This is a genomic window from Neoroseomonas alkaliterrae (assembly GCF_014199195.1).
Lineage (GTDB): Bacteria > Pseudomonadota > Alphaproteobacteria > Acetobacterales > Acetobacteraceae > Neoroseomonas > Neoroseomonas alkaliterrae.
In genome coordinates this window covers 438,448-459,603 of sequence record NZ_JACIJE010000003.1, presented here as the reverse complement: position 1 = coordinate 459,603, position 21,156 = coordinate 438,448, and the positions used below count along the sequence as shown (strand labels likewise).

The following is a 21,156-nucleotide window of genomic DNA, read 5'->3' as shown; positions in this document are numbered from 1 at the left end:
CCGGGACGGCGGCGTATCGCAAGGGGGTGTGGCGGGGTCAAGGCGGTGCCGCGTGTCAGGCCGGGCCTCGCGCGCAGGGCCCGCCGCCGGCCGGGGATCGGGGCCATGCCAGGGCACGGGACGGGCGGCGCGAAGCGTCCGGCAGGCCGCCGGGAATCGCCACCCCGCGTGCCCGCCCGAGCCGCACGGCAGGGCGGAGGCGTGCCGAGGGTCGCGGCATGCCTGCGCGATCCCGCCGCCGCCCCCGGCAGGGCCGGCTCAGGCCGGCATCACGACGCGCCGCGCCGCCACCGCCCCGGCCGGCATCGCCGCGAGCAGGTCCTTCTGCGCCTCCACGATGGCCAGGCCCGCATAGCGCGCCGGCCAGATCGCCCGGCCGCAGCGCTCCCAGGCATTTCCGGCGCGCAGGAAGGGCGCGTAGGGCGGGGTGTAGAGCGCGCTGTCGCGCCGCTCGACGCGGAACAGGTGGCGTTCGAGCAGCCGCGTCACCTGGCCCGGCGAATAGGGCTGGCCGTGGCCGAAGGGGGTGTGTTCCGAATGCGCCCAGATGCCGCGGCGGTTCGGCGCGACCACCATCAGCCGCCCGTCATCCTTCAGCACGCGCCAGATCTCGCGCAGCAGGCGGCGCACGTTCTCGGACATCTCCAGCCCATGGACCAGCAGCACCCGGTCGAAGGAGAGGTCGGGGAAGGGCAGCGCATCCTCCGCGGCGGCGAGGCGCGCGCCGGGGCCGGCGGGGGGCGGGCCGAGCTGGGCGGGGGTCAGGGCGATCGCCCGGGCCGCCTCGGCCTCCCACAGTGGCATATAGGGCGTGGCGTGGCCGATGCCGAGCAGGCCGAGCCCGCGCAGCGACGGCCACAGCGCCCGCAGGCGCTGCGCGACCAGCCGCGACGCGGCGGCACCCGGCGCCGAGCCGTAGAACGTTGCGAGCCCGTGGACCTCCGCTCCCATGCGGGGGATATAGGGGCGACGCGCGCGGCATGGGATGGTCGGGCGCCATGCTCGAGGAGTGGATGCACGATGCCCATCACGGTGACCGCCGTGCCGTGTCTTTCCGACAACTATGCCTGGCTGCTGCGCGCCCCCGACGGGCGCGTCGCCGTCTGCGACCCCGGGGAGGCCGGCCCGGTCGCGGCGGCGGTGGAGGCGGCGGGCGGGCGGCTCGACCTCATCCTGCTGACCCACCACCACGGCGACCATGTCGGCGGCGTGGCTGAACTGGTGAAGCGCTATGGGGCGAAGGTGATGGGCAATGCCGCCGATGCGCATCGCCTGCCGCCGCTCGATGTCGCGGTCAGCCCGGGCCAGAGGGCCGATGTGCTCGGCGTGCCGGCGGAGATCATCGCCAGCGACGGGCACACCCGCGGCCACATCGCCTACAACTTCCCCGACTGCAGCATCCTGCTCTGCGGCGATACGCTGTTCTCCCTCGGCTGCGGGCGGCTGCTCGAGGGCACCGCGGCCGAGATGTTCGAGAGCCTGCAGCGCCTCGCTTCCCTGCCGCCGGAAACGCTCGTCTGCTGCGGCCACGAATACAGCGAGAGCAACGCCCGCTTCGCGCTGACGGTCGAGCCCGGCAATCCCGCCCTGCGCGCCCGCGCCGACGAGATCACGCGCCAGCGCGCCGAGGGCCGCGCCACGGTGCCCACCACCATCGGCGAGGAACTCGCCGCCAACCCCTTCATGCGCGCCGCCGACGCCGAGGCGCTCGCGCGCATCCGCAAGGCCAAGGACGATTTCCGCTGAGGAGGATGCCGGGATGAAGCTGCACTACTCCGCCGCCAGCCCCTATGTCCGCAAGGTGATGGCCTGCGCCATCGCCCGCGGGCTCGAGGGCGGGATCGAGAAGATCACCACCAACCCGCACGCCTCGCCCGAGGACCTGCTGGCGAACAATCCGCTCTCGAAGGTGCCGGCGCTCCTCACGCCCGACGGCATCGCCGTGTTCGACAGCCCGGTGATCTGCGAGTTCCTCGATTCGCATGGCGATGCCCCGCCGCTCTTCCCGCCCGTGGGAAGCCCGGAGCGACTGAAGGCGCTGCTGCGCCAGGCGACGGCCGATGGCATCATGGATGCGGCGGTGGCGCGCCGGATGCAGTCCCAGCATCCGCAGGACGAGGCGCGGCGCGCCTTCGACGCGCGGCAGAAGGCGGCGGTGGAGCGGGCGCTGGCGGCGCTCGAGCGCGACCCGCCGACCGGTCTTGCGGATATCGGGGCGATCTCGGTCGCCTGCGCGCTCGGCTATCTCGATTTCCGCTTCCCGCACGAGCCCTGGCGCGAGGCGCATCCGCGCCTGGCCGCCTGGTTCGCCGAGGTGTCGAAGCTGCGCCCGATCGCGGAGACGGTGCCGGTCGGCTGAGGTCCGCGGGGCGCCGGTTCCGGCCGTGGCCGCGGTATGGCGCGCGAGGCCGGTGGGGCGGCCGCGCGTGGAACCCCATCCTCATGCCATGCGGACAAGGTTCGCCCCTTTGTCCGCAGGAGATGGGCATCGCCGCGACGGCATCCTCGCGGCTGCGGATGGCCTCCGCCCTGCGCGCGCCTCGCCCCGCCATCACGGCCTGGGTGACGCCGCACCCTCCTGCATCAGCGCCATCAGCACCCGCTCGGGTGTGGCCGGCAGGTCCAGGCGCTCGACGCCGGTCGCGTCGCGCAGCGCGTTCCACACCGCGGTCGCGAGCATCAGCGGCGGCTCGCCGACCGCCTTCGAGCGGAAGATCGTGTCCGCGCGCGCCGGGGCATCCGCCAGCAGGCGGATGCGGAGATCCGGCGGCGCATCGCGCGAGCCCGGGATCTTGTAGGTGGAGGGGCCGAGGGTCCGCAGGCGGCCCTCGGCGTCCCAGACCAGCTCCTCGCAGGTCAGCCAGCCCAGGCCCTGGACGAAGGCGCCCTCGATCTGGCCGCGATCCACCGCGGGGTTCAGCGAGCGCCCGCAATCCTGCACCAGATCGGCGCGCAGCACGCGATGCTCCCCGGTCAGCCTGTCCACCAGCACCTCTGCCGTCGCCGCGCCGTAGGAGAAGTAGAAGAATGGCTCGCCGCGCATCGTCTTCGCGTCCCAGTGGATGTCGGGCGTGCGGTAGAAGCCGGTGGCCGAGAGGCTGATGCGTTCGAGCCAGCAGTGATGCGCCAGCGCGCCGAACGCCATAGCGCGGTTGTCGCCGGGGCGGGCGACGCGCACGCGGCCCTGCTCGAAGGCGATGGCTTCGGGCGGCACGTCCCACAGCGCGGAGGCGGCCTCGGCCATGCGCCCGCGGATCGCGAGCGCCGCGTTGCGCGCCGCCCAGCCATTGAGGTCGGACCCGGTGCTCGCCGCCGTCGGCGCGGTGTTGGGCACTTCCGCCGTGGACGTCGCGGTGACGCGGATGCGCTCGAGCGGCACGCCGAAACTCTCCGCCACGACCTGCGCCACCTTGATGTTGAGGCCCTGGCCCATCTCCGTCCCGCCATGGTTCAGGCGGATCGAGCCGTCGGCATAGACATGCACCAGCGCCCCGGCCTGGTTGAGATGCCGCACGCCGAAGGAGATGCCGAAGGCCAGGGCGAAGGAGCCGAGCCCGCGGCGCAGGAAGGGATGCCTCGCGTTGAAGGCGGCGATCTCGGCGCGGCGCGACTCCCACGCCGAATCCGCCATGCATTCGGCCCAGACGCGGCGGATGAGGTCGCCCTCCAGCGCCTGGCCGTAGGGGGTGCGCGCGTCGTTGGGCGCGCCGGCGAAGTTGCGCTCGCGCACCGCCTCCGGGCTCAGCCCCGTGGCGCGGGCGACGGCGCGGATCACGTCCTCCATCAGCAGCACGCCCTGGGGGCCGCCGAAGCCGCGGAAGGCGGTGTGCGAGACGGTGTCGGTGCGCAGCGCGAGCGCCGTCAGCCGCACATCCGGCACGTCGTAGCAGTTCAGCGCATGGGTCAGGGCGCGGAACACGACGCCGGGGGTGAGGTCGAGGCTGTGCCCGCCATCGGCGGCCAGCAGCGCCTCGAGCGCGAGGATGCGCCCGCTCGCGTCGAATCCCGCCTGCCAGCGGAAGAGGAAGGGGTGGCGCTTGCCGGTCGCCGCCATGTCCGCCTTGCGCGCAAGCCGCAGCTTCACCGGCCGCCCCGTCGCGCGCGCGCCAAGCGCCGCCGCCGCCGCCACCCAGGAGGCGTTGCTCTCCTTGCCGCCGAAGCCGCCGCCCATGCGCCGGCAGGTGACGGTGATGCGGTTGAAGTCGCAGCCGAGGATGCGTGCGGCGATGTGCTGCACCTCCGTCGGGTGCTGCGTCGAGGAGGTGATGGCGAGGCTGCCATCCTCCTCCGGCACGGCGATGGCGACCTGGCCTTCGAGGTAGAAATGCTCCTGCCCGCCGGCGCGGAACTCGCCTCGCGCGGTCAGCGGCGCAGCCGCGATGGCCGCCGCCGCATCGCCGCGCGCGATGACCTGCGGCGGCATCAGGAAATCCTCGCGGGCGAGCGCGTCCTCGATGTCGAGGCAGGGCGCCGCCGGGTCGCGCGGGGCGACCTTCACCGCCGCGGCGGCGCGCAGCGCGGCATCGCGCGTGGTGGCCAGCACCATGGCGAGGGGCTGTCCGTGATGGCGCAGCGGGCCGTCGGCTAAGAGCGGCTCGCCGCCCTTGCCGGTGGGGGAGATGTCGTTGCGCGCCGGGATGGCTGCCGCATCGAGCAGCGCGACGAAGCCCTCGACGGCGCGGGCCCCGGTGTCGTCCAGCGCGAAGCCTGCGGCGCGCGCGACGGGGCTCAGGACGAGGGCGGCGTGCAGGAGGCCGGGCGGGTCGGGGATGTCGTCGGCGAAGCGCGCGGCGCCGGTGCAGTGCGCGAGGGCGCTGTCGTGCGGCAGGGGGGCGCCGGTGGTCATGGGCGCAGGGGGGGGGAGGGGAACCTCCCCCGCGCCCCCTCCCTTCTTCGGCCTTCGGGGACTGAAAGCGGCGGCCGGAACCAGGTCTGCAAAGCGCGGCGGGAGTTCAGCGTCCCAAACGCCGCCACCGCGCCGCTCATGCGGCGAACACCGGATGATGCGGCGCCTCGATGGCGAAGATCCCCGGCGCGCGCAGGGCGAGGCGCCGCAGCAGGTTGCCCGCGGCGGCGCGGCGATAGGCGGCGCTGCCGCGCAGGTCGCTCTGCGGCGTGATCTCCGCCTCCAGCGCCTGCGCCGCGCGCTCGGCCGCGCTGGTGTCGAAGGGCTTGCCGAGCAGCGCCGCCTCCGCCCCTGCCGCGCGCGCGGCGCGCGGGCCGCAGCCGCCATGGGCGATGCGCGCCTCGCGCACCACGCCGTCCGCGAAGGCGAGCAGCACCGACAGCCCGACCGTCGCGATGTCCTGGTCATGGCGCCTGGACAGTTTCTCGCAGGCGAGGAACGCGCCGGGCGGCGGGCGGGGGATGCCGATGCGGGTGATGATCTCGTCCACGGCCAGCGCGGTGCTGCGGTAGCCGGTGAGGAAGTGCTCGACCGGCATGGCGCGCTCGCCGCGCGGGGAGGCGAGCGTGACCGTCGCGCCGAGGGCGATCAGCGGCGGCAGCGCGTCGCCGATCGGGCTCGCCGTGCCGAGATTGCCGCCGAGGGTGCCGAGCGCGCGGATCTGCCGCGAGCCGAGCCGGCGCAGCAGGCCGGCGAGGGGTGCGAAATCGGCATCCGCCTCGCAGGCCTCGAGCAGCCGGGCGTAGGGCGCGGCCGAGCCCGCCTCGATCCCCCCGGCCGTCACCTCGAGCCGGCGCAGCCGCGGGATGGCCTGCAGGCTGATGACCAGCGGCGGCTGCTCGCGATGCTCGGAGACGCGGAGGTTGAGGTCGGTGCCGCCGGCCAGCAGCCAGGCCCCGGGGTGCGCGGCGCGCAGGGCGACGGCCTCGGCCACGGTCCGCGGCAGGAAGAAGCGCTGCGTCGCGGTGGCGATCTCGGCCGGCGGGTCGTGAGCGAGCGGGGGCGGCGCGCCGTCATCCTCCATCGCGCCCAGCGCGTCGAGGATGGGCCGATAGCCGGTGCAGCGGCAGAGATTGCCCGCGAGCGCCTCATGCGCATCGCCGCCCATGCGGGTGTAGGCCCAGGCGGCCATGACGATGCCCGGCGTGCAGAAGCCGCATTGCGTGCCGTCATGCGCGGCGAGGATGCGGGCGACGGGGTGGGCGCCGCCATCGGCCGCGCGCAGCCCCTCGACGGTGCGGATGGCGCGGCCCGCCGCCTGGCCGAGCAGCATCAGGCAGGCATTGGCCGGGCTGCGCGTGCCGTCCGGTTCCTCGATGACGATGGTGCAGGCGCCGCAATCGCCCTCGGCGCAGCCCTCCTTGGTGCCGGGCAGGCCGCCCGGGCCGCGCAGCCAGTCGAGCAGGGTTATCGCCGGCGGGGTTTGCCCCGGCAGCGCAAGATCCTTGCCGTTCAGGGTGAAGCGGATGCGGCCCGGCATGGTGCCGAGCCTAGCAAGCGGCGCGCCGCGGAGGGAACCGCGGCGCGCGGGCTGTCACGCCGCCTCGGATTCCGCCCGCCGCGCGTGCTTCTTGCGCTCGTGCGGGTCGAGGTAGCGCTTGCGCAGGCGCACGGCCGAGGGCGTCACCTCCACCAGCTCGTCGTCCTCGATGTAGGCGATGGCCTGTTCGAGCGACATCTTCCGCGGCGGGATCAGCAGCAGCGCCTCGTCCTTGCCGGCGGCGCGGATGTTGGTGAGCTTCTTCTCCTTGATCGGGTTCACGTCGAGGTCGTTGTCGCGCGAGTTCTCGCCGAGGATCATCCCGACATAGACCTTCTCGCCCGGCGTCACGAAGAGCGTGCCGCGCTCCTGGAGGTAGAACAGCGCGTACTGCACCGCCTCGCCGTCGGCGTTGGAGATCAGCGAGCCGTTGCGGCGGCCCTCGATGTGCCCGGCCCAGGGCTGATAGCCGAGGAAGAGCCGGTTCATCATGCCCGTGCCGCGCGTGTCGGTCAGGAACTCGCCATGGTAGCCGATGAGGCCGCGCGAGGGGATGTGGAAGGTCAGCCGCACCTTGCCGCCGCCCGACGGGCGCATGTCCTGCATCTGGCCCTTGCGGAGCGACATCTTCTCGACGACGACGCCCGAATAGGTCTCGTCCACGTCGATGAGGACCTCCTCGTAGGGCTCCTCGCGCTCGCCCGTCTCGGGGTTGTTGCGCGTCAGCACGCGCGGGCGGCCGATGGTCAGCTCGAAGCCCTCGCGGCGCATCGTCTCGATCAGCACGCCGAGCTGCAACTCGCCGCGGCCGGCCACCTCGAAGGCGTCGGATTCGTCCGATTCCTTCACGCGGATGGCGACGTTGCCCTCCACTTCCTTGAACAGGCGGTCGCGGATCTGGCGGGAGGTGACCTTCTTGCCCTCGCGCCCGCCCAAGGGGCCGTCGTTGATGCGGAAGGTCATGGCGAGCGTCGGCGGATCGACCGGCAGCGCGGGCAGCGGCGCGCTCACCTCGGGGGCGGCGATGGTGTCGGGGATGGTCGCGTCCGACAGGCCGGCGATGGCGATGATGTCGCCCGCGCGCACCTCCTCCACCGGCACGCGCTCGAGGCCGGAGAAGGTCATCAGCTTGGTCAGGCGACCTGATTCCACCACGGTGCCGTCCTGGCGCAGCACGCGGACGGGCATGTTCACCCGCGCGATGCCCTGCGCGACGCGGCCGGTGAGGATGCGGCCGAGGAAGTTGTCGGATTCCAGGATCGTCGCGTTCATCGCGAAGGGGAGGTCGTATTCCACCTCCGGCGCCGGCACATGCGACAGGATCAGGTCGAACAGCGCCGAGAGGTCCTTGCGCGGACCATCGAGCGAGGTGTCCGCCCAGCCCTGGCGGCCCGAGGCGAAGAGGGTGTGGAAGTCGAGCTGCTCGTCGCTGGCGCCGAGCGCGGCGAAGAGGTCGAACACCTCGTCATGCACCTCGTGCGGGCGGGCGTCCTGGCGGTCCACCTTGTTGATGACGACGATCGGCTTCAGCCCGCGCGCCAGCGCCTTGGTCAGCACGAACTTGGTCTGCGGCAGCGGGCCCTCGGCCGCGTCGCAAAGCACGATGGCGCCGTCCACCATGGACAGGATGCGCTCCACCTCGCCGCCGAAATCGGCGTGGCCCGGAGTGTCCACGATGTTGATCTTCACGCCCTTCCATTCCACCGCGGTGGACTTGGCGAGGATGGTGATGCCGCGCTCGCGCTCGAGGTCGTTGCGGTCGAGCGCGCGCTCGGCGACCTGCTGGTTGGCGCGGAAGGCGCCGGCCTGCTTGAGCAGCTGGTCCACCAGCGTGGTCTTGCCGTGGTCGACGTGCGCGATGATCGCGACGTTGCGGATCTGTGCGGCGCTCATCGCGCTCTCCTCGTCTCAAACGCCCATGCGGGGCTGTGCCGCACGGACAAGCGCGCCCCTGCCCCGGTCGTGGGCGGGCGGCGCGGCCTTTCGGTCGGGCGGATTGTTGCGGCGCACACATAGAGGGTCGGGGAGCGGAAGGCTAGGAAAAATGCCCAGCCTTCCGTGCATGGCGGCCCGCGGCGCGGGGGATGGGGGGTGTCGCCGCGGGCCGCCGGCGTGGCGGCGCCATGCGAGGCAGGGGGAAATCAGGTGCCCCTCATGGCCGCCGTCACAGCCCCTGGGCGCGGGACAGGCTGGCGGCGTCGGCGATCAGCATGGCGGCGGCGGAGCCGTCGCGGCGGGCGATCGCCGCGCGGGCCTCGGCCATGCGGGCCACGGCCCCCTCGCGCACGGGCGTCGTCTCGGTGCCCGCGATGGTCGAGCGGGTCAGGGCCAGGGCCTCGGCCCGTTCCACCAGTTCGTTGGCGAGCGGCAGGCGGCCCTGGCGCGCCGCCTGTTCGGCCTGGAGCAGCAGGGACTCCACCTGCGGCGTGGCGATGCCATCGGCCTGCGCGGCGACCCGGTCGCCGCCATTCAGCGGCGAGTCACCCGGGACGCCCTGCGCCAGGGACGGCGTCGCGGCCAGTCCCAGACCAAAGATGGCGAGGCGAATTGCGATGTCTCGCATGATGTCCTCCTCTCTCTGTCGGACATCGGCAAGACGCACCCCGAATGAGGCCATTCCGTGTCAGGCGGCATCGCTGGCTATTACAATGCCGTGATTGCCAGCAGATTTTCGACTGTGTCATTCATGAAGCCCCTATTTCATCGTGTTCTTCGGCTCGGGGGCAGTGTCCACATCGCGACGATTGCCAGGAACGCGAACCCCGCCCCGGCCAGGAACGTTCCGGCCGGGCCGGCAAGGTCCCACAGCAGCCCGGCGAGCACGCTCGCGGCCAGCAGCGCCACGCCGCCCACCAGGTTGAACACGCCGAAGGCGGTGCCGCGCAGTTCCGCCGGGGCGGTATCGGCCACCATCGCGGCGAGCAGCCCCTGGGTCAGCCCCATATGCAGCCCCCACAGCGCCACGCCCGCCGCCACCCCCGCCAGCCCGGGCGCGAGCGCCAGCACGAGGTCGGCCACCACCAGCACGCCGAGGCCGATCAGCAGCAGCCGCCGATGGTCCATCCGGTCGGCCAGCACGCCCGCCGGATAGGCCGAGGCGGCATAGACCACGCTCATCAGCACCATCACCGCCGGCGCGAGCATCGCCGGCAGCCCGGCATCGGCGGCGCGCAGCACCAGGAAGGCCTCGCTGAAGCGGGCCAGGGTGAAGACCGCGGCGACGCCGACCACGAGCCAGTAGGCGCGCGGCAGGCGGGCCATCTCGGCGCGCGAGAGCGGCGCGCGGACGCGCCGCAGCCCCTCCGGCCGCGGCGGGTCGCTGACCGCGAGGCAGATCAGGGCGAAGGCGGCGAAGGCCGGCAGCACCGCGAACCAGAAGACGGCGGTGAAGTTCTCCGCCGTGAGCCACATCAGCAGGATGGCGATCAGCGGCCCGAGGAATCCGCCCACCGTGTCGAGCGCCTGGCGCAGCCCGAAGGCGGCGCCGCGCAGATGCGGCGGCGTCAGGTCGGCGACCAGCGCATCGCGCGGCGCGCCGCGGATGCCCTTGCCGATGCGGTCCACGAAGCGCGCGGCGACCAGCGCGCCGACCGAGGTGGCGAGCGGGAACACCGGCTTGGTCACCGCCGCCAGCCCGTAGCCGGCGGCCGCCAGCCATTTGCGCGTGCCCAGCCGGTCCGACAACGCGCCCGAGAAGACCTTGGTGATGGCCGCGGTCGCCTCGGCGATGCCCTCGATGATGCCGACGGCCAGCACCGGCGTGCCCAGCACGGCGACGAGGTAGAGCGGCAGCAGCGCGTGGATCATCTCGGAGGAGATGTCCATCAGCATGGAGACGAATCCGAGCGCCCAGACGCCGCGCGGGATGCGGTTGGCCGGGGCTGGAGGCGTTCGGTCGGTCACGGCCGGTTCCCTTCGCGCGATGGAACCGGCGCCGGGCCGGGGGCGCCCCCGGCACGCCCCTGCGGCCCGGCATCCGAGCCGGTCCCGCAGGAGTCATCAGCCCCGTCGCGGGGGCGGGTGTCGGGGGACTCCATCCCCATCGGATAGGGAAAGGCTAGCCCGGCGGCGGCATCGCGGGAAGCGCGCGGGCGGGATCAGCCCAGCGCGGCCGCGACGCCCTTCGGCCCGCCGCCGACCAGCGCCTTGAGGTCCGCCTGCGGGCGCGCCCCGAAATGGGAGATCGCCTCGGCGGCCGCGATGCTCGCCCAGCGGCCGCATTCGGGCAGCGGATGCCCGGCCGTCAGCGCCGCGAGGAAGCCTGCGGCATAGGCGTCGCCCGCGCCTGTGGTGTCCACCACCTTCGTCGGCGCGGCGGCGATGGCGTGGCGCTCGGCGCCGGCGAGGATCACGCTGCCCTGCTCGCTGCGGGTCAGCACGGCGAGGCCGACATCCTGGCGGGCGGCCTCGGTGGCGGCCTCGAAGCTGTCGGCGTGGTAGAGGGCGCGGATCTCGGCCTCGTTGGCGAAGAGGATGTCGGCCTCGTCGCGCACGAAGGCGCGGAAGGCGTCGCGGTGGCGCTCCACGCAGAAGGGGTCGGAGAGGGTGATGGCGACCTTGCGCCCGGCGGCATGCGCGATGCGCGCGGCGGCGCGGAAGGCGGCCTGCGCATCCGGCGGGTCGAAGAGGTAGCCCTCGAGGTAGGTGACCTGGGCTCCGGCGATGGCGACCGGGTCGAGGTCCCGCTCCCCGAAGGTGACGCAGGCGCCGAGGAAGGTGTTCATCGTCCGCTGCCCGTCGGGCGTGACGAGGATCAGGCAGCGCGCGGTCGGCGCCCCGCCAGCGAGCGGCGGGGTCGGAAAATGCACCCCCGCGGCGGTGATGTCGTGGCGGAACACCCGGCCGAGCGCATCGTCGGCGACCTTGCCGAGATAGCCGACCCGCGCGCCGAGCGCGGCGGCGGCGGCGCAGGTGTTGGCGGCCGAGCCGCCGCTGCTCTCCACCCCCGGGCCCATGTCGGCATAGATGCGCTCGGCATCCTCAGGGCCGATCAGCGCCATGCCGCCCTTGGCCATGCCGTGGCGGACGAGGAAGGCGTCGTCCGCGCGCGCCAGCACGTCCACGATGGCGTTGCCGATGCCGAGGATGTCGAGGGTCGTCATGGATGCGCCGCCTTCCGGGGGTGGATGCCGCCGCATAGCCCCCGCCCGGCGGGCGGGCAACCGGGCTGCCTGTGCCCGGGGGCGGTTTGCGCGGGCGGCGGGGCGCGGCTACCTAGCCGGCTCCTTCCGGCCGGGGACGCTCCTCACATGCGCATCGCTTCCATCCGCCAGGGCGTCGTGCCCATCAGCAGCGCCATCGCCAACGCCTATATCGACTTCTCGAAGATGACGGCGAGCGTCGTGGCGGTCACGGTCGAGGACGGGGCCGGCCGCCGCGTCACGGGCTACGGCTTCAACTCGAACGGGCGCTACGCGCAGCCCGGCCTGCTCGCCGAGCGCTTCATCCCGCGCCTCGAGGCCTGCGACGAGACGGTGCTCGCCGCCGCGGACGGCACGCTGAACGTGCATGGCGCCTGGGCGGCGATGATGCGCAACGAGAAGCCCGGCGGACATGGCGACCGCAGCGTGGCCGTGGGCGTGCTCGACATGGCGCTGTGGGACGCGGCGGCGAAGCTCGAGGGCAAGCCGCTGTGGCGGCTGCTCGCCGACCGCTACCGCGGCGGCGAGGCGGACGAGGCCGCCTGGGTCTATGCCGCCGGCGGCTACTACTACCCCGGCAAGGACGTGGAGGCGCTGGTCGAGGAGATGAAGCGCTATCTCGGCCTCGGCTACACCACGGTGAAGATGAAGATCGGCGGCGCGCCAGGCACGGCGATCCGCGACGCGCTGAAGGAGGATCTTGCGCGCATCGAGGCCGTTCTGAAGCTGCTCGGCGGCGACGGCTCGCGCCTCGCGGTGGACGTGAATGGCCGCTTCGGGCTGCATGCCGCCCTGGCCTACGGCGCCGCGCTCGCGCCCTTCAACCTGCGCTGGTACGAGGAGCCGCTCGACCCGCTCGACTTCGCGACGCATGCGACGCTTGCCGAGCACTACGCCCCGCCGCTGGCCACCGGAGAGAACCTGTTCTCCATGCTCGACGCCCGCAACCTGATCCGCCATGGCGGGCTGCGGCCGGACCGCGACATCCTGCAGTTCGACCCGGCGCTGTCCTACGGCCTGGTGGAATACCTCCGCACGCTCGAGATGCTGCAGGCCCATGGCTGGTCGCCGCGCCGCTGCGTGCCGCATGGCGGGCACCAGTTCGCCCTCAACATCGCGGTCGGTCTCGGGCTTGGCGGCAATGAATCCTACCCCGAGGTCTTCGCCCCCTTCGGCGGCTTCGCCACCGACACGCCGGTGGTCGAGGGGCGCATCCGGATGCCGGACCTGCCCGGGATCGGCTTCGAGGCGAAGAACGACCTCTGGGCGGTGCTGAAGGACCTGTGAGGCGGGCCGCGGCCCCGCGGAGGTCCGTTCTCAGGCGCGCGGCCTCCGCTATAAGGGGGGCGTGGACATCGCTTCCGAGCCTTTGCCCGCCGACCGGCGAGAACCCCTGAACCCGCCGGCCGCGGCGCTTGGCGCGGCGGCCGCTCCCTTCGCGGCGGGCCTGCCCGATCGCATCGCCGCGCGCTACCGGGGCCGCTTCGCCCGGCATTTCGTGCGCGGCAAGATCGCGCGGGATCCTGCGGTGCCGGCGGTGCTCGCGCGCGGGCCCTACGGGCATGTGCTGGACCTCGGCTGCGGGCGCGGCCAGCTCTCGATCGCGCTGCTGCTGACCGGCGCGGCGGAGCGCGTGACAGGCTTCGACATCGACGCGGCGAAGGTCGCGCTGGCGCAGCAGGCGGCGGGCGAGCTCCCGGCGCGCTTCGCGGTGGCCGACCTCGCCGCCGCCGCCATCCCGCCCTGCGACACGGTGCTGCTGATCGACGTGCTGCTGCAGATCCCGCCCGCGGGGCAGGACGCGCTGCTGGCGCGCATCGCGGCGGCGCGGCCGCGCCGGGTGCTGGTCCGCGCCTTCGACCCGGATGCGGGCTGGCGCGCGGCCTTCGGCTTCGCGATGGAGCGGGTGCGGCGGCTGCTCGGCGGGGATCTCGGCCTGCGCGGCGCGCTGGCGCCGCGGCCGCTGGCCGAGATCGCGCAACCCTTCGCGGCGGCGGGCTACCGGGTGGAGACCTCACCCTGCTGGACCGGCACGCCGCTGCCCAATGTGCTGATGGTGGCCGAACGCCCATGATCCGCCGATTCGCCGCGCTGCTCGCGCTCGCTGCCGCCTGGCCCGCCCAGGCCCAGCAGCTCCCGGTCTTCGAGGCCGGGATCGCCGCCGGAGGCGGCTGGCTGCCCGCCTATCCGGCCTCGGACCAGAACCGCTGGCGCGGGCTGGTCGTGCCCTATGTGATCTACCGCGGCGACCTGTTCCGCGCCGACGACACCGGGCTGCGCGCGCGGGCGAACCTGACGCAGGGCGTCGAGCTCTCGGTCAGCGCCTCGGCCGGGTTCAACGGCTCCTCGCGCGACATCGTGGCGCGCGAGGGGATGCCCGATCTCGACTGGCTGGGCGAGATCGGGCCGACGCTGCGCTTCACGCTCTGGCGCGCGGATGACGAGGCGCAGCCGCGGCGCATCCTGCTCGACACGCCGGTGCGGGCGGTCTTCTCGACCGACTGGAGCTCGGTCTCCTTCCGCGGATTCACCTTCGCGCCCGACATCGCCTACGAGCACGTCAACTTCCTCGCCCCCTTCGCGCGGCTGCGCCTTTCGGCGGGCGTGGTCTTCGGCACCGACCGCTACACCGACTACTTCTACCGCGTGGACCCGGAATTCGCCCGGCCGGGGCGGCCGGCCTATGACGGGCGCGCGGGCTATGTCGGCTCGCGCGTGTCGGTCTCCTACCGGATGCCGGTGAACGAGAGGGTCTCGCTCGTCGCCGGCGGGCGGATCGAGAACTTCTCCGGCGCGGCCAATGCCGACAGCCCGCTGTTCCGCAGGGAGTGGAACGTCTCGGTGGTGGCGGGCATCGCGGTCTCGCTGTGGCGCTCCGAGGCGCGCGTGGACGTCGCCGCCCAGCCTTTCGACTGAGACCCGCGCGAAGGGGGCGGGCGTCCTGACGCCGGCCCCATCCGCCTTCGATGTCGCGCGCGGCGTGCCGCCGGGCCGTGCGCAGGCCGGCGGGCGGGGGAGCCCGCCGGCATGGGCACCGCCGTCAGTGACGGTGGCCGCTGCCGCGCGCGCCCGCGGCCTCGACGGCGAGTTCCACCTGCACCTCGCCCGCGCGTTCGAAGCGCAGCGTCAGCGGCACGCGCGCGCCCTGCTGCAGCGGCGCGTTCAGGCCGATCAGCATGATGTGCAGGCCGCCCGGGCGCAGCTCGACGGTCTGGCCGGCGGGAACCGGGATGTCCTGCACCGGGCGCATGCGCATCACCTCGCCCTCGCGGACATGGGTGTGCAGTTCGACCACGCGGGCGATGGGCGAGGCGGCGGCGAGCAGCCGGTCGGGCTGGCTGCCGGTGTTGCGGAGCGTCATGAAGCCCGCGCCATTGGCATTGGCGCCGGCGGCGCGGGTCCAGGGGTTCGCGATGCGGATCTCGCCGGCCGCATAGTCGCGGGCGGCGGCGGGCAAGGGCAGGATCGCGGCGGCGGCGATCAGGCCGCGGCGGGTGAGGGTGATCACGTCGTGTCTCCTTCGGGTGTTCAACGGGTGGCCAGGCGGTCGGGCCAGATCGGGTCGGCGATGCCGGCGCGCGCCTCGATGCGGCCGGCAAGGCGGGCGATGCGCGCCGCCTCCGCCGCGCCGATCGCGGGGTCGCCGGTGGCGCAGGCTTCGGTGGCGCGGGCGAGCGCGCGGTCGAGCGCGGCGGCCTCGGCCGCGCTTGCCGCGTCGCGGACGGCGCGTGCCGCCTCCGCTGACGGGTGCAGCGCGGCCGTGCAGACGGCGGTGAGCTCCGCGCTCATCGCCTCGCTGTCGCAGGCGCGGGCCAGCGGCGGTGTGGTGAGGATCAGGGCGGCGAGGAGCGCGATGCGCATGGCCTGCCCCCTTCAGCGCGGCACGAGGCGGAGCGAGGCCGCCGGCGTCGGGTAGTCCGACAGGCGGCGGCCCTCGGCCGGCACCTGCGCCCAATCCACGCTGCGCCCGCCCTCGCAATCCTGGCGGACGGCGAACCAAAGCGTCTCGTTGGCGCGGTCCGGCGTGCGGAAGCGCAGCACGAACTCGTCGTAGTGCTCGTTGGGCAGGCGGCCGCCTTCCCAGGTTATCGCGGCGAGTTCGGGCACCGCGCCATGGCCCGCCGGCGCGGGCGCGCCCTCGCGCGGGGTCAGCACCAGCGTCCAGCCGGGCTTGGGCATCGGGCGCGCGGCGGTCACGCCTTCGGGGATGCGGACCTGGATGCGGATCGTTGCCGCATCCCCGCAGCCATGGGGCACGCGCAGCGTGGCGCGGGTGATGGCGTTCGGCGCGGCCTGGGGGGGTCCAGGGTGATGTGGGCCGCCGCGGGCATGGCGGGCGCCAGCGCGGCGAGCGCGAGGCCGGCAAACGCGGAAAGCAGGGCGGGCGCGGCGCGGCGGTGCCGGCGCGCGGAGATGATGGGGAACATGGGATGCTTCTCTCTTCCTGAGGCATGGAACGGCAGGCATGCGTGCGGCCGTTCCGGTCGGAACGGCCTCAGGAAGCGGTGGGTGGTCCGGTCGGGCTGTAGGGCGGCGCGCGGGCGGCCTGTGGCGGGCGCTGCGCCGTGCCCGCATGCCAGCCGGGACCGGCGGCGAGCCAGGCAGGCGCCGTGATGGCCGGTGGATCAGGCAGCGCGACCTGCGGCAGCCCGTGGCAGGCGGCGCAGAAGCCCGTGCCGGGCTGGTGCGCCGGCACCTCCTCCCCATCCGGGCCGAGATGGACGGTCCGCATCCCGTCGGGCGCGCAGATCACCGCCTCGAGCCCCTGCGGGACCGCGGCCATGGCGAGGCAATGCGCCGGCGCGACCGCCACCTGGATGAACAGGATGGCGGCCAGCAGGCGCGTGAAGGGGCGCAGGCGGTGCAGCACGACGCCGATCACCTACCGCCGCGGGGTGCGCGCGGCAAGGCGAGGGCCTTGCGCGACACCGCCGCGGACGCGGCGGGCCGCGCCGCCGGCATCAGCACCGTCGCCGCTGCGCCGCGCGCAACCGGGCGCGCGCCACCTCCCGAACGGTCCGCATCCCGCGGGCGGTCGCCTCGGCCGGTCGTCACCGGGCGCGCCTTCGCGCCAGCGCGGCGCACACCCGCGATCCGGCGCGGCGCATCAGGCGGCCGCGCGCACCGCGAGGTCGTATTCGACCTCGGGCGTATAGACCGAGGCCTCCTTGCCCAGGCGCGAGGAGAACAGCGTGAAGTGCTCGACGCGCACCGGCGTCGCGCGGAACAGGTTGTGCGCCTGCACGAAGGCGATGACCTTCTCGGGCGGCGCGCGCTCCGTGCGCGCGATGGTGACGTGCGGGCTGAACTTCTTGCGCTCGGGCGGCAGGCCGATGCGCTGCAGCGCGGTCTCCACCTTGGCCTGCAGATGCGCCAGCGCCTCGCTGCGCGCCGCGCCGACCCAGAGGGCGTGGATGCGCCCCGCCTTCTCGAAGGTGCCGAGGCCGGCGAGCGAAAGCTCGAAGGCCGTGCCGCGGACGGCGGCGAGCGCATCATCCACCTCCTGCGCGCGCCAGTTCTCGATCTCGCCGATGAAGCGCAGCGTCAGGTGGTAGTTCTCGGGCGGCACCCATTTCGCGCCGGGGATGCCGCCGGCGAGGCGGGAAACCTCGCCGCGGAGGTCGGGGGGAAGGCCCAGGGCGACGAACAGGCGCAGCATCTCCGGCCCCCATGATCCGGTCCGGGGCGGGTCAGCCCGCGCTCACCCGGCCCAGCAGCGATTCGACCGCAGGCAGCATGCGACGGACCAGTTCCGCGACGCCAGCCTCATTCGGATGGATGCGGTCGGGCTGGTTCAGCGACGGCTCGCCCGCCACGCCGTCGAGCAGGAAGGGGTAGAACACGACCTCCGGCCGTTCCCGGGCCAGCCGCGTGAAGGTCGCGGCGAATTCGCGGCCGTACTCGGCGCCGAGATTGGGCGGGGCGAGCATGCCCGCGAGCATCGCCGGCAGCCCGCGCGCCTTCAGCGCATCGAGGATGGCGGCGAGGTTCGCGTAGGTGGCGCGCGGCTCGATCCCGCGCAGCCCGTCATTGCCGCCGAGTGCCACGATCACCGCGTCCGGCCGGTCCGCGAGCGCCCAGTCGAGCCGCGCCCGCCCGCCCGCCGTGGTGTCGCCCGAGACGCCGGCATCGAGCACGCGCACCTGCCGCCCGCGCGCGCGCAGCGCGGCCTCGAGGCGCACGGGCAGCGCCTCGCCGCGCGGCAGGCCGTAGCCGGCGGTGATGGAATCGCCCAGCATCATCAGCCGGATCTCGCGCGCGCGCGCCGGACCGGCGGCGAGCAGCGGCAACACTCCGAAACAGCCCGGGAGTTTGCGGATCAGGCTGCGGCGCCCATATCGGGCCGGAAGCCGCGGACACGAAAACGACATGGATGCCCTTCCACAGCCCGCCCCGCCTGCCGCGGGACGAGACGCCGGGACGAAGCTGATCCTCGCCACCGACCTGCACTTCAAGGTGAGGGCCGATGCCGGCGAGATCAATATCCTGCACGGCGTGGACCTCGCGGTCGGCGCGGGCGAGGCGGTGGGCATCGTCGGCCCCTCTGGCTCGGGCAAGACCTCGCTGCTGATGCTGCTCGCCGGGCTCGACCGGCCCACCGGCGGGACGCTCAGCGTCGCCGGGCACGACCTGACGCGCATGGACGAGGACGCGCTCGCGGTGTTCCGGCGCGAGCATGTCGGCATCGTCTTCCAGGCCTTCCATCTGGTGCCGACCATGACGGCGATGGAGAACGTGGCGGTGCCGCTCGAGTTCGCCGGCCGCGCCGACGCCTTCGACCGCGCCGAGGCCGCGCTGCGCAGCGTCGGCCTCGGGCACCGGCTGCGGCATTATCCGGGGCAGCTCTCGGGCGGGGAGCAGCAGCGCGTGGCGCTCGCGCGCGCCTTCGTCGCCGGGCCGAAGCTGCTGCTGGCCGACGAGCCGACCGGCAATCTCGACCGCGCCACCGGCGCGCAGGTGATGGACCTGCTGTTCGGCCTGCGCGAGCAATTCGGCACGACGCTGCTGCTCATCACCCACGATCCGCTGCTGGCCGAGCGCTGCGGCCGGCAGGTGCGGATCGAGGACGGGCGCATCGTCTCGGACGGCAAGCGCTGAGATGCGGACGCTGCTGCTCGCGTTGCGCTTCGCGCGGCGGGACCTGCGCGGGGGCGTGAAGGGCCTGCGTATCGTGCTCGCCTGCCTCGCGCTCGGCGTCGCGGCCATCACCGCGGTGGGGACGCTGCGCGCGGGCATCGAGGCGGGAATCCGCGCCGATGGCGCGCGCATCCTCGGCGGCGACATCGAGGTGGCCTCGCAGAACGGCCCGCTGCCGCAGGCGGCGCAGGAATGGATGGCCGCGCGCAGCGCGCGCCTCTCGCGCGTCACCGCGATGCGCGCCATGGCCGTGGCGCCCGATGGCGAGCGGACGCTCGTGGAACTGAAGGCGGTGGACGAGGCCTATCCGCTGTTCGGCGAACTGGTGCTCGACCCGCCCGGCCGGCTTGCGCCAGGCGAGATCGTGGTGGAGCGCGTGGTGGCCGACCGGCTCGGCCTGCGGCCGGGGGACGGGATCCGCATCGGCGATGCGCGCTTCACCCTGCGCGGCGTCATCCTCGCCGAACCCGACAAGGTGACGAGCCCTGCCATCCTCGGCCCGCGCGCGATGATCGCGTTGGCCGACCTGCCGGCGACCGGGCTGGTGCAGCCGGGAAGCCTCGTCACCTGGGAATACCGCATGGCGCTGCCCGAGGGCGCGGACCGCCGCGCGGTGGCGGCCGCGCTGCGCGAGGCCTTCCCGCAGAACGGCTGGCGCATCCGCACCTCGGACGCGGCGGCGCCCGCGGTCAACCGCTTCGTGGACCGCGCCGCCTTCTTCCTCACCCTCGCGAGCCTGACGGCGCTGCTCGTCGGCGGCATCGGCGTCGCGACGGGCGTGCGCTCCTGGCTCGACCAGCGGGCGCGGACCATCGCGACGCTGCGCTGCCTCGGCGCCGCGCCGGGGGTGATCTTCGCGACCTATCTCGTGCAGGTGGTCGCGCTGGCGCTGGCCGGCATCGTGGCCGGGCTGGCGGCGGGCTACGGGCTGACGGTGGCCGGCGCGGCGGCGCTCGCGGATGCGCTGCCGGTGCCGCCGCGCATCGGCCTCTACCCCGAGGTGCTGGGGCTTGCCTCGCTCTACGGGCTGCTGACGGCGCTCGCCTTCGCGCTCTGGCCGCTCGGCCGCGCGATGGAGATCCCCGGCGCGGCGCTGTTCCGCGACGCGCTGCAGCCTTCGGGCGCGCGCCCGCGGGCGATGCTGGTGGCCGCGACCGTCGCGGCCGGCGCGGCGCTGGCGGCGCTGATCGTCGGCACGGCGGAGAACCGCGCCTTCGCGCTCGTCTTCGTCGGCGGGGCGCTCGTCACGCTCTCGCTGTTCCGCTTCGGCGCCTTCGGGCTGATGGCGGTGGCGCGGCGCTTCCGCGGGGTGCGGCGGCCGGCGCTGCGGCTGGGGCTTGCCAACCTGCACCGGCCGGGCGCGCCGACGCCGCTGATCCTCGTCTCGCTCGGCATCGGGCTGACCACGCTCGCCGCCGTCGCGCTGATCGAGGGCAACCTGCGGCGGCAGATCTCGGAGCAACTGCCGGAGGCGGCGCCGAACTTCTACTTCATCGACATCCAGTCCGACCAGGCGCGCGACTTCGACCGCGTGGCGGCGGCGCAGCCGACGGTGAGCGAGGTCAAGCGCGTGCCCTCGCTGCGCGCGCGCATCGTCGCGGTGAACGGCGTGCCGGCCGAACAGGTCCGCACCACGCCCGAGACCGCCTGGGCGCTGCGCGGCGACCGCGGCCTGACCTATGCCGCGAGCCCGCCCGAAGGCACCCGCGTGGTCGAGGGCGCATGGTGGCCGGCGGATCACCGCGGCGAGCAGCTCGTCTCCTTCGACGCCAACCTCGCGCGCGGCTGGGGGATCGGCGTGGGGGACACGCTCAAGGTCAACGTGCTCGGGCGCGACATCCCGATGCGCATCGCGAACCTGCGCGACATCGAGTGGCGCGGGCTCGGCATGAACTTCGTGCTGGTCGCCTCCCCGGGCATGCTGGAGGCCGCGCCGCACACCCACATCGCCACCGTCCGCTCCGAGGCGGCGCAGGAGGGGGCGGTGCTGCGCGCGATCAGCGAGGCCTTCCCGAATGTCTCGGGCATCCGGGTGCGCGATGCGCTGGAGCAGGTGGCCGCACTGCTCTCGCGCATCGGCGCGGCGCTGTCGGCCACGGCCTCGCTCACGCTGGCCGCCGGTGCGCTGGTGCTCGCCGGCGCGGTGGCGGCGGGGCAGCGGCGGCGGGTGCGCGATGCGGTGGTGCTCAAGACCGTGGGTGCGACGCGCGCGCAGATCCGCCGCGCCTTCCTGGTGGAGTTCGGGCTGCTCGGCGCCACCGCCGGCGTCATCGCCGCCGCGGCGGGCACGGCGGCGGCCTGGGGCGTGGTGCGATTCATCATGCGCGCCGACTGGGTCTTCCTGCCGGGCACGCTGGCGCTGACGGTGCTCGCCTGCACGGCGCTGACGCTCGCCTTCGGCTATGCGGGCACGGCGCTGGCGCTGCGCGCGCGGGCCGCACCGCTGCTCCGCAACGAGTGAGGGCCGGCGCGACGCCGCGCGAGGGATCGGT

The 21,156-nt window shown here is 74.1% G+C and carries 20 protein-coding genes and 1 riboswitch; of the genes, 7 read left to right on the top strand and 13 right to left on the bottom strand.

The window, feature by feature from the left end:
* Nucleotides 1-258: 258 nt before the first annotated feature.
* Complete coding sequence (locus FHS88_RS08185) at nucleotides 259-951, bottom strand: class I SAM-dependent methyltransferase (protein ID WP_184483384.1); 693 nt, start codon at nucleotides 949-951, stop codon at nucleotides 259-261.
* 69 nt (nucleotides 952-1,020) lie between these two features.
* On the opposite strand from FHS88_RS08185, the gene gloB reads away from it, so the two are divergent.
* Together gloB and FHS88_RS08175 are read left to right on the top strand one after the other, a co-directional pair.
* Nucleotides 1,021-1,746: a hydroxyacylglutathione hydrolase gene (gene gloB, locus FHS88_RS08180; RefSeq protein ID WP_184483382.1), complete on the top strand. Its 726-nt coding sequence runs from the start codon at nucleotides 1,021-1,023 to the stop codon at nucleotides 1,744-1,746.
* A 13-nt stretch (nucleotides 1,747-1,759) separates the two neighbouring features.
* Nucleotides 1,760-2,359 (top strand): glutathione S-transferase, encoded by a 600-nt coding sequence (locus tag FHS88_RS08175; protein ID WP_184483380.1) that lies wholly within the window; start codon nucleotides 1,760-1,762, stop codon nucleotides 2,357-2,359.
* A 192-nt stretch (nucleotides 2,360-2,551) separates the two neighbouring features.
* Here the strand turns inward: FHS88_RS08175 and xdhB are convergent, their stop codons facing one another.
* From xdhB to FHS88_RS08145, 6 genes are all read right to left on the bottom strand, one after another.
* A complete protein-coding gene (xdhB, locus tag FHS88_RS08170; protein WP_184483378.1) occupies nucleotides 2,552-4,846 on the bottom strand; it encodes a xanthine dehydrogenase molybdopterin binding subunit in 2,295 nt (764 codons plus the stop codon).
* Nucleotides 4,847-4,982: 136 nt separating this feature from the next.
* Nucleotides 4,983-6,386, bottom strand: a complete 1,404-nt coding sequence (locus FHS88_RS08165) for a xanthine dehydrogenase small subunit (RefSeq protein ID WP_184483376.1) — start codon at nucleotides 6,384-6,386, stop codon at nucleotides 4,983-4,985.
* Nucleotides 6,387-6,440: 54 nt separating this feature from the next.
* Nucleotides 6,441-8,279, bottom strand: a complete 1,839-nt coding sequence (gene typA, locus FHS88_RS08160) for a translational GTPase TypA (RefSeq protein ID WP_184483374.1) — start codon at nucleotides 8,277-8,279, stop codon at nucleotides 6,441-6,443.
* 271 nt (nucleotides 8,280-8,550) lie between these two features.
* The gene (locus tag FHS88_RS08155; RefSeq protein WP_184483372.1) at nucleotides 8,551-9,003 is read right to left on the bottom strand and encodes a hypothetical protein; all 453 of its coding nucleotides are present in this window, start codon (nucleotides 9,001-9,003) and stop codon (nucleotides 8,551-8,553) included.
* A gap of 83 nt (nucleotides 9,004-9,086) precedes the next feature.
* Nucleotides 9,087-10,289: an MFS transporter gene (locus tag FHS88_RS08150; RefSeq protein ID WP_338146468.1), complete on the bottom strand. Its 1,203-nt coding sequence runs from the start codon at nucleotides 10,287-10,289 to the stop codon at nucleotides 9,087-9,089.
* Nucleotides 10,290-10,369: 80 nt separating this feature from the next.
* A riboswitch (Fluoride riboswitch) is annotated at nucleotides 10,370-10,436 on the bottom strand.
* A gap of 47 nt (nucleotides 10,437-10,483) precedes the next feature.
* Nucleotides 10,484-11,488, bottom strand: a complete 1,005-nt coding sequence (locus tag FHS88_RS08145) for an adenosine kinase (protein ID WP_246419617.1) — start codon at nucleotides 11,486-11,488, stop codon at nucleotides 10,484-10,486.
* A 147-nt stretch (nucleotides 11,489-11,635) separates the two neighbouring features.
* On the opposite strand from FHS88_RS08145, the gene FHS88_RS08140 reads away from it, so the two are divergent.
* From FHS88_RS08140 to FHS88_RS08130, 3 genes are all read left to right on the top strand, one after another.
* Complete coding sequence (locus FHS88_RS08140) at nucleotides 11,636-12,814, top strand: enolase C-terminal domain-like protein (protein ID WP_184483368.1); 1,179 nt, start codon at nucleotides 11,636-11,638, stop codon at nucleotides 12,812-12,814.
* 61 nt (nucleotides 12,815-12,875) lie between these two features.
* Nucleotides 12,876-13,601, top strand: a complete 726-nt coding sequence (locus FHS88_RS08135; protein ID WP_184483366.1) for a methyltransferase domain-containing protein — start codon at nucleotides 12,876-12,878, stop codon at nucleotides 13,599-13,601.
* On the top strand, nucleotides 13,598-14,443 hold the full coding sequence (locus tag FHS88_RS08130; protein ID WP_184483364.1) for a MipA/OmpV family protein: 846 nt from the start codon (nucleotides 13,598-13,600) through the stop codon (nucleotides 14,441-14,443). The genes FHS88_RS08135 and FHS88_RS08130 overlap by 4 nt, the downstream gene beginning before the upstream one ends.
* A gap of 124 nt (nucleotides 14,444-14,567) precedes the next feature.
* Here the strand turns inward: FHS88_RS08130 and FHS88_RS08125 are convergent, their stop codons facing one another.
* The 6 genes from FHS88_RS08125 to FHS88_RS08100 all read right to left on the bottom strand — a co-directional run bounded on the left by FHS88_RS08125 (nucleotide 14,568) and on the right by FHS88_RS08100 (nucleotide 17,820).
* Nucleotides 14,568-15,035 (bottom strand): copper chaperone PCu(A)C, encoded by a 468-nt coding sequence (locus FHS88_RS08125; RefSeq protein WP_338146467.1) that lies wholly within the window; start codon nucleotides 15,033-15,035, stop codon nucleotides 14,568-14,570.
* 20 nt (nucleotides 15,036-15,055) lie between these two features.
* Entirely contained in the window at nucleotides 15,056-15,388 is a 333-nt protein-coding gene (locus FHS88_RS08120; RefSeq protein ID WP_184483362.1) for a hypothetical protein, read from the bottom strand.
* A 12-nt stretch (nucleotides 15,389-15,400) separates the two neighbouring features.
* The gene (locus FHS88_RS08115; RefSeq protein ID WP_184483360.1) at nucleotides 15,401-15,994 is read right to left on the bottom strand and encodes a YcnI family protein; all 594 of its coding nucleotides are present in this window, start codon (nucleotides 15,992-15,994) and stop codon (nucleotides 15,401-15,403) included.
* Between the two features lie 28 nt (nucleotides 15,995-16,022).
* Nucleotides 16,023-16,409 carry a hypothetical protein gene (locus tag FHS88_RS08110; RefSeq protein ID WP_184483358.1) on the bottom strand — a complete coding sequence of 129 codons (387 nt, stop codon included), beginning with the start codon at nucleotides 16,407-16,409 and terminating at the stop codon, nucleotides 16,023-16,025.
* Nucleotides 16,410-16,634: 225 nt separating this feature from the next.
* Nucleotides 16,635-17,186, bottom strand: coding sequence for an RNA 2',3'-cyclic phosphodiesterase (gene thpR / locus FHS88_RS08105; protein WP_184483355.1), 552 nt, complete (start codon nucleotides 17,184-17,186; stop codon nucleotides 16,635-16,637).
* 31 nt (nucleotides 17,187-17,217) lie between these two features.
* Entirely contained in the window at nucleotides 17,218-17,820 is a 603-nt protein-coding gene (locus tag FHS88_RS08100) for an arylesterase (protein ID WP_338146466.1), read from the bottom strand.
* Nucleotides 17,821-17,896: 76 nt separating this feature from the next.
* Between FHS88_RS08100 and FHS88_RS08095 the strand changes: the two genes are divergently transcribed.
* Nucleotides 17,897-18,625 carry an ABC transporter ATP-binding protein gene (locus FHS88_RS08095; RefSeq protein WP_184483351.1) on the top strand — a complete coding sequence of 243 codons (729 nt, stop codon included), beginning with the start codon at nucleotides 17,897-17,899 and terminating at the stop codon, nucleotides 18,623-18,625.
* A 1-nt stretch (nucleotide 18,626) separates the two neighbouring features.
* Nucleotides 18,627-21,125, top strand: coding sequence for an ABC transporter permease (locus FHS88_RS08090; RefSeq protein WP_184483349.1), 2,499 nt, complete (start codon nucleotides 18,627-18,629; stop codon nucleotides 21,123-21,125).
* The last annotated feature ends 31 nt before the right edge of the window (nucleotides 21,126-21,156 follow it).

Coding starts and splice junctions, on each gene's coding strand:
- FHS88_RS08185 (WP_184483384.1), bottom strand. CDS start 951: ATGGGAGCGGAGGTCCACGGGCTCGCAACGTTCTACGGCTCGGCGCCG.
- gloB (WP_184483382.1), top strand. CDS start 1,021: ATGCCCATCACGGTGACCGCCGTGCCGTGTCTTTCCGACAACTATGCC.
- FHS88_RS08175 (WP_184483380.1), top strand. CDS start 1,760: ATGAAGCTGCACTACTCCGCCGCCAGCCCCTATGTCCGCAAGGTGATG.
- xdhB (WP_184483378.1), bottom strand. CDS start 4,846: ATGACCACCGGCGCCCCCCTGCCGCACGACAGCGCCCTCGCGCACTGC.
- FHS88_RS08165 (WP_184483376.1), bottom strand. CDS start 6,386: ATGCCGGGCCGCATCCGCTTCACCCTGAACGGCAAGGATCTTGCGCTG.
- typA (WP_184483374.1), bottom strand. CDS start 8,279: ATGAGCGCCGCACAGATCCGCAACGTCGCGATCATCGCGCACGTCGAC.
- FHS88_RS08155 (WP_184483372.1), bottom strand. CDS start 9,003: ATGGCCTCATTCGGGGTGCGTCTTGCCGATGTCCGACAGAGAGAGGAG.
- FHS88_RS08145 (WP_246419617.1), bottom strand. CDS start 11,488: ATGACGACCCTCGACATCCTCGGCATCGGCAACGCCATCGTGGACGTG.
- FHS88_RS08140 (WP_184483368.1), top strand. CDS start 11,636: ATGCGCATCGCTTCCATCCGCCAGGGCGTCGTGCCCATCAGCAGCGCC.
- FHS88_RS08130 (WP_184483364.1), top strand. CDS start 13,598: ATGATCCGCCGATTCGCCGCGCTGCTCGCGCTCGCTGCCGCCTGGCCC.
- FHS88_RS08120 (WP_184483362.1), bottom strand. CDS start 15,388: ATGCGCATCGCGCTCCTCGCCGCCCTGATCCTCACCACACCGCCGCTG.
- FHS88_RS08115 (WP_184483360.1), bottom strand. CDS start 15,994: ATGCCTGCCGTTCCATGCCTCAGGAAGAGAGAAGCATCCCATGTTCCC.
- thpR (WP_184483355.1), bottom strand. CDS start 17,186: ATGCTGCGCCTGTTCGTCGCCCTGGGCCTTCCCCCCGACCTCCGCGGC.
- FHS88_RS08095 (WP_184483351.1), top strand. CDS start 17,897: ATGGATGCCCTTCCACAGCCCGCCCCGCCTGCCGCGGGACGAGACGCC.
- FHS88_RS08090 (WP_184483349.1), top strand. CDS start 18,627: ATGCGGACGCTGCTGCTCGCGTTGCGCTTCGCGCGGCGGGACCTGCGC.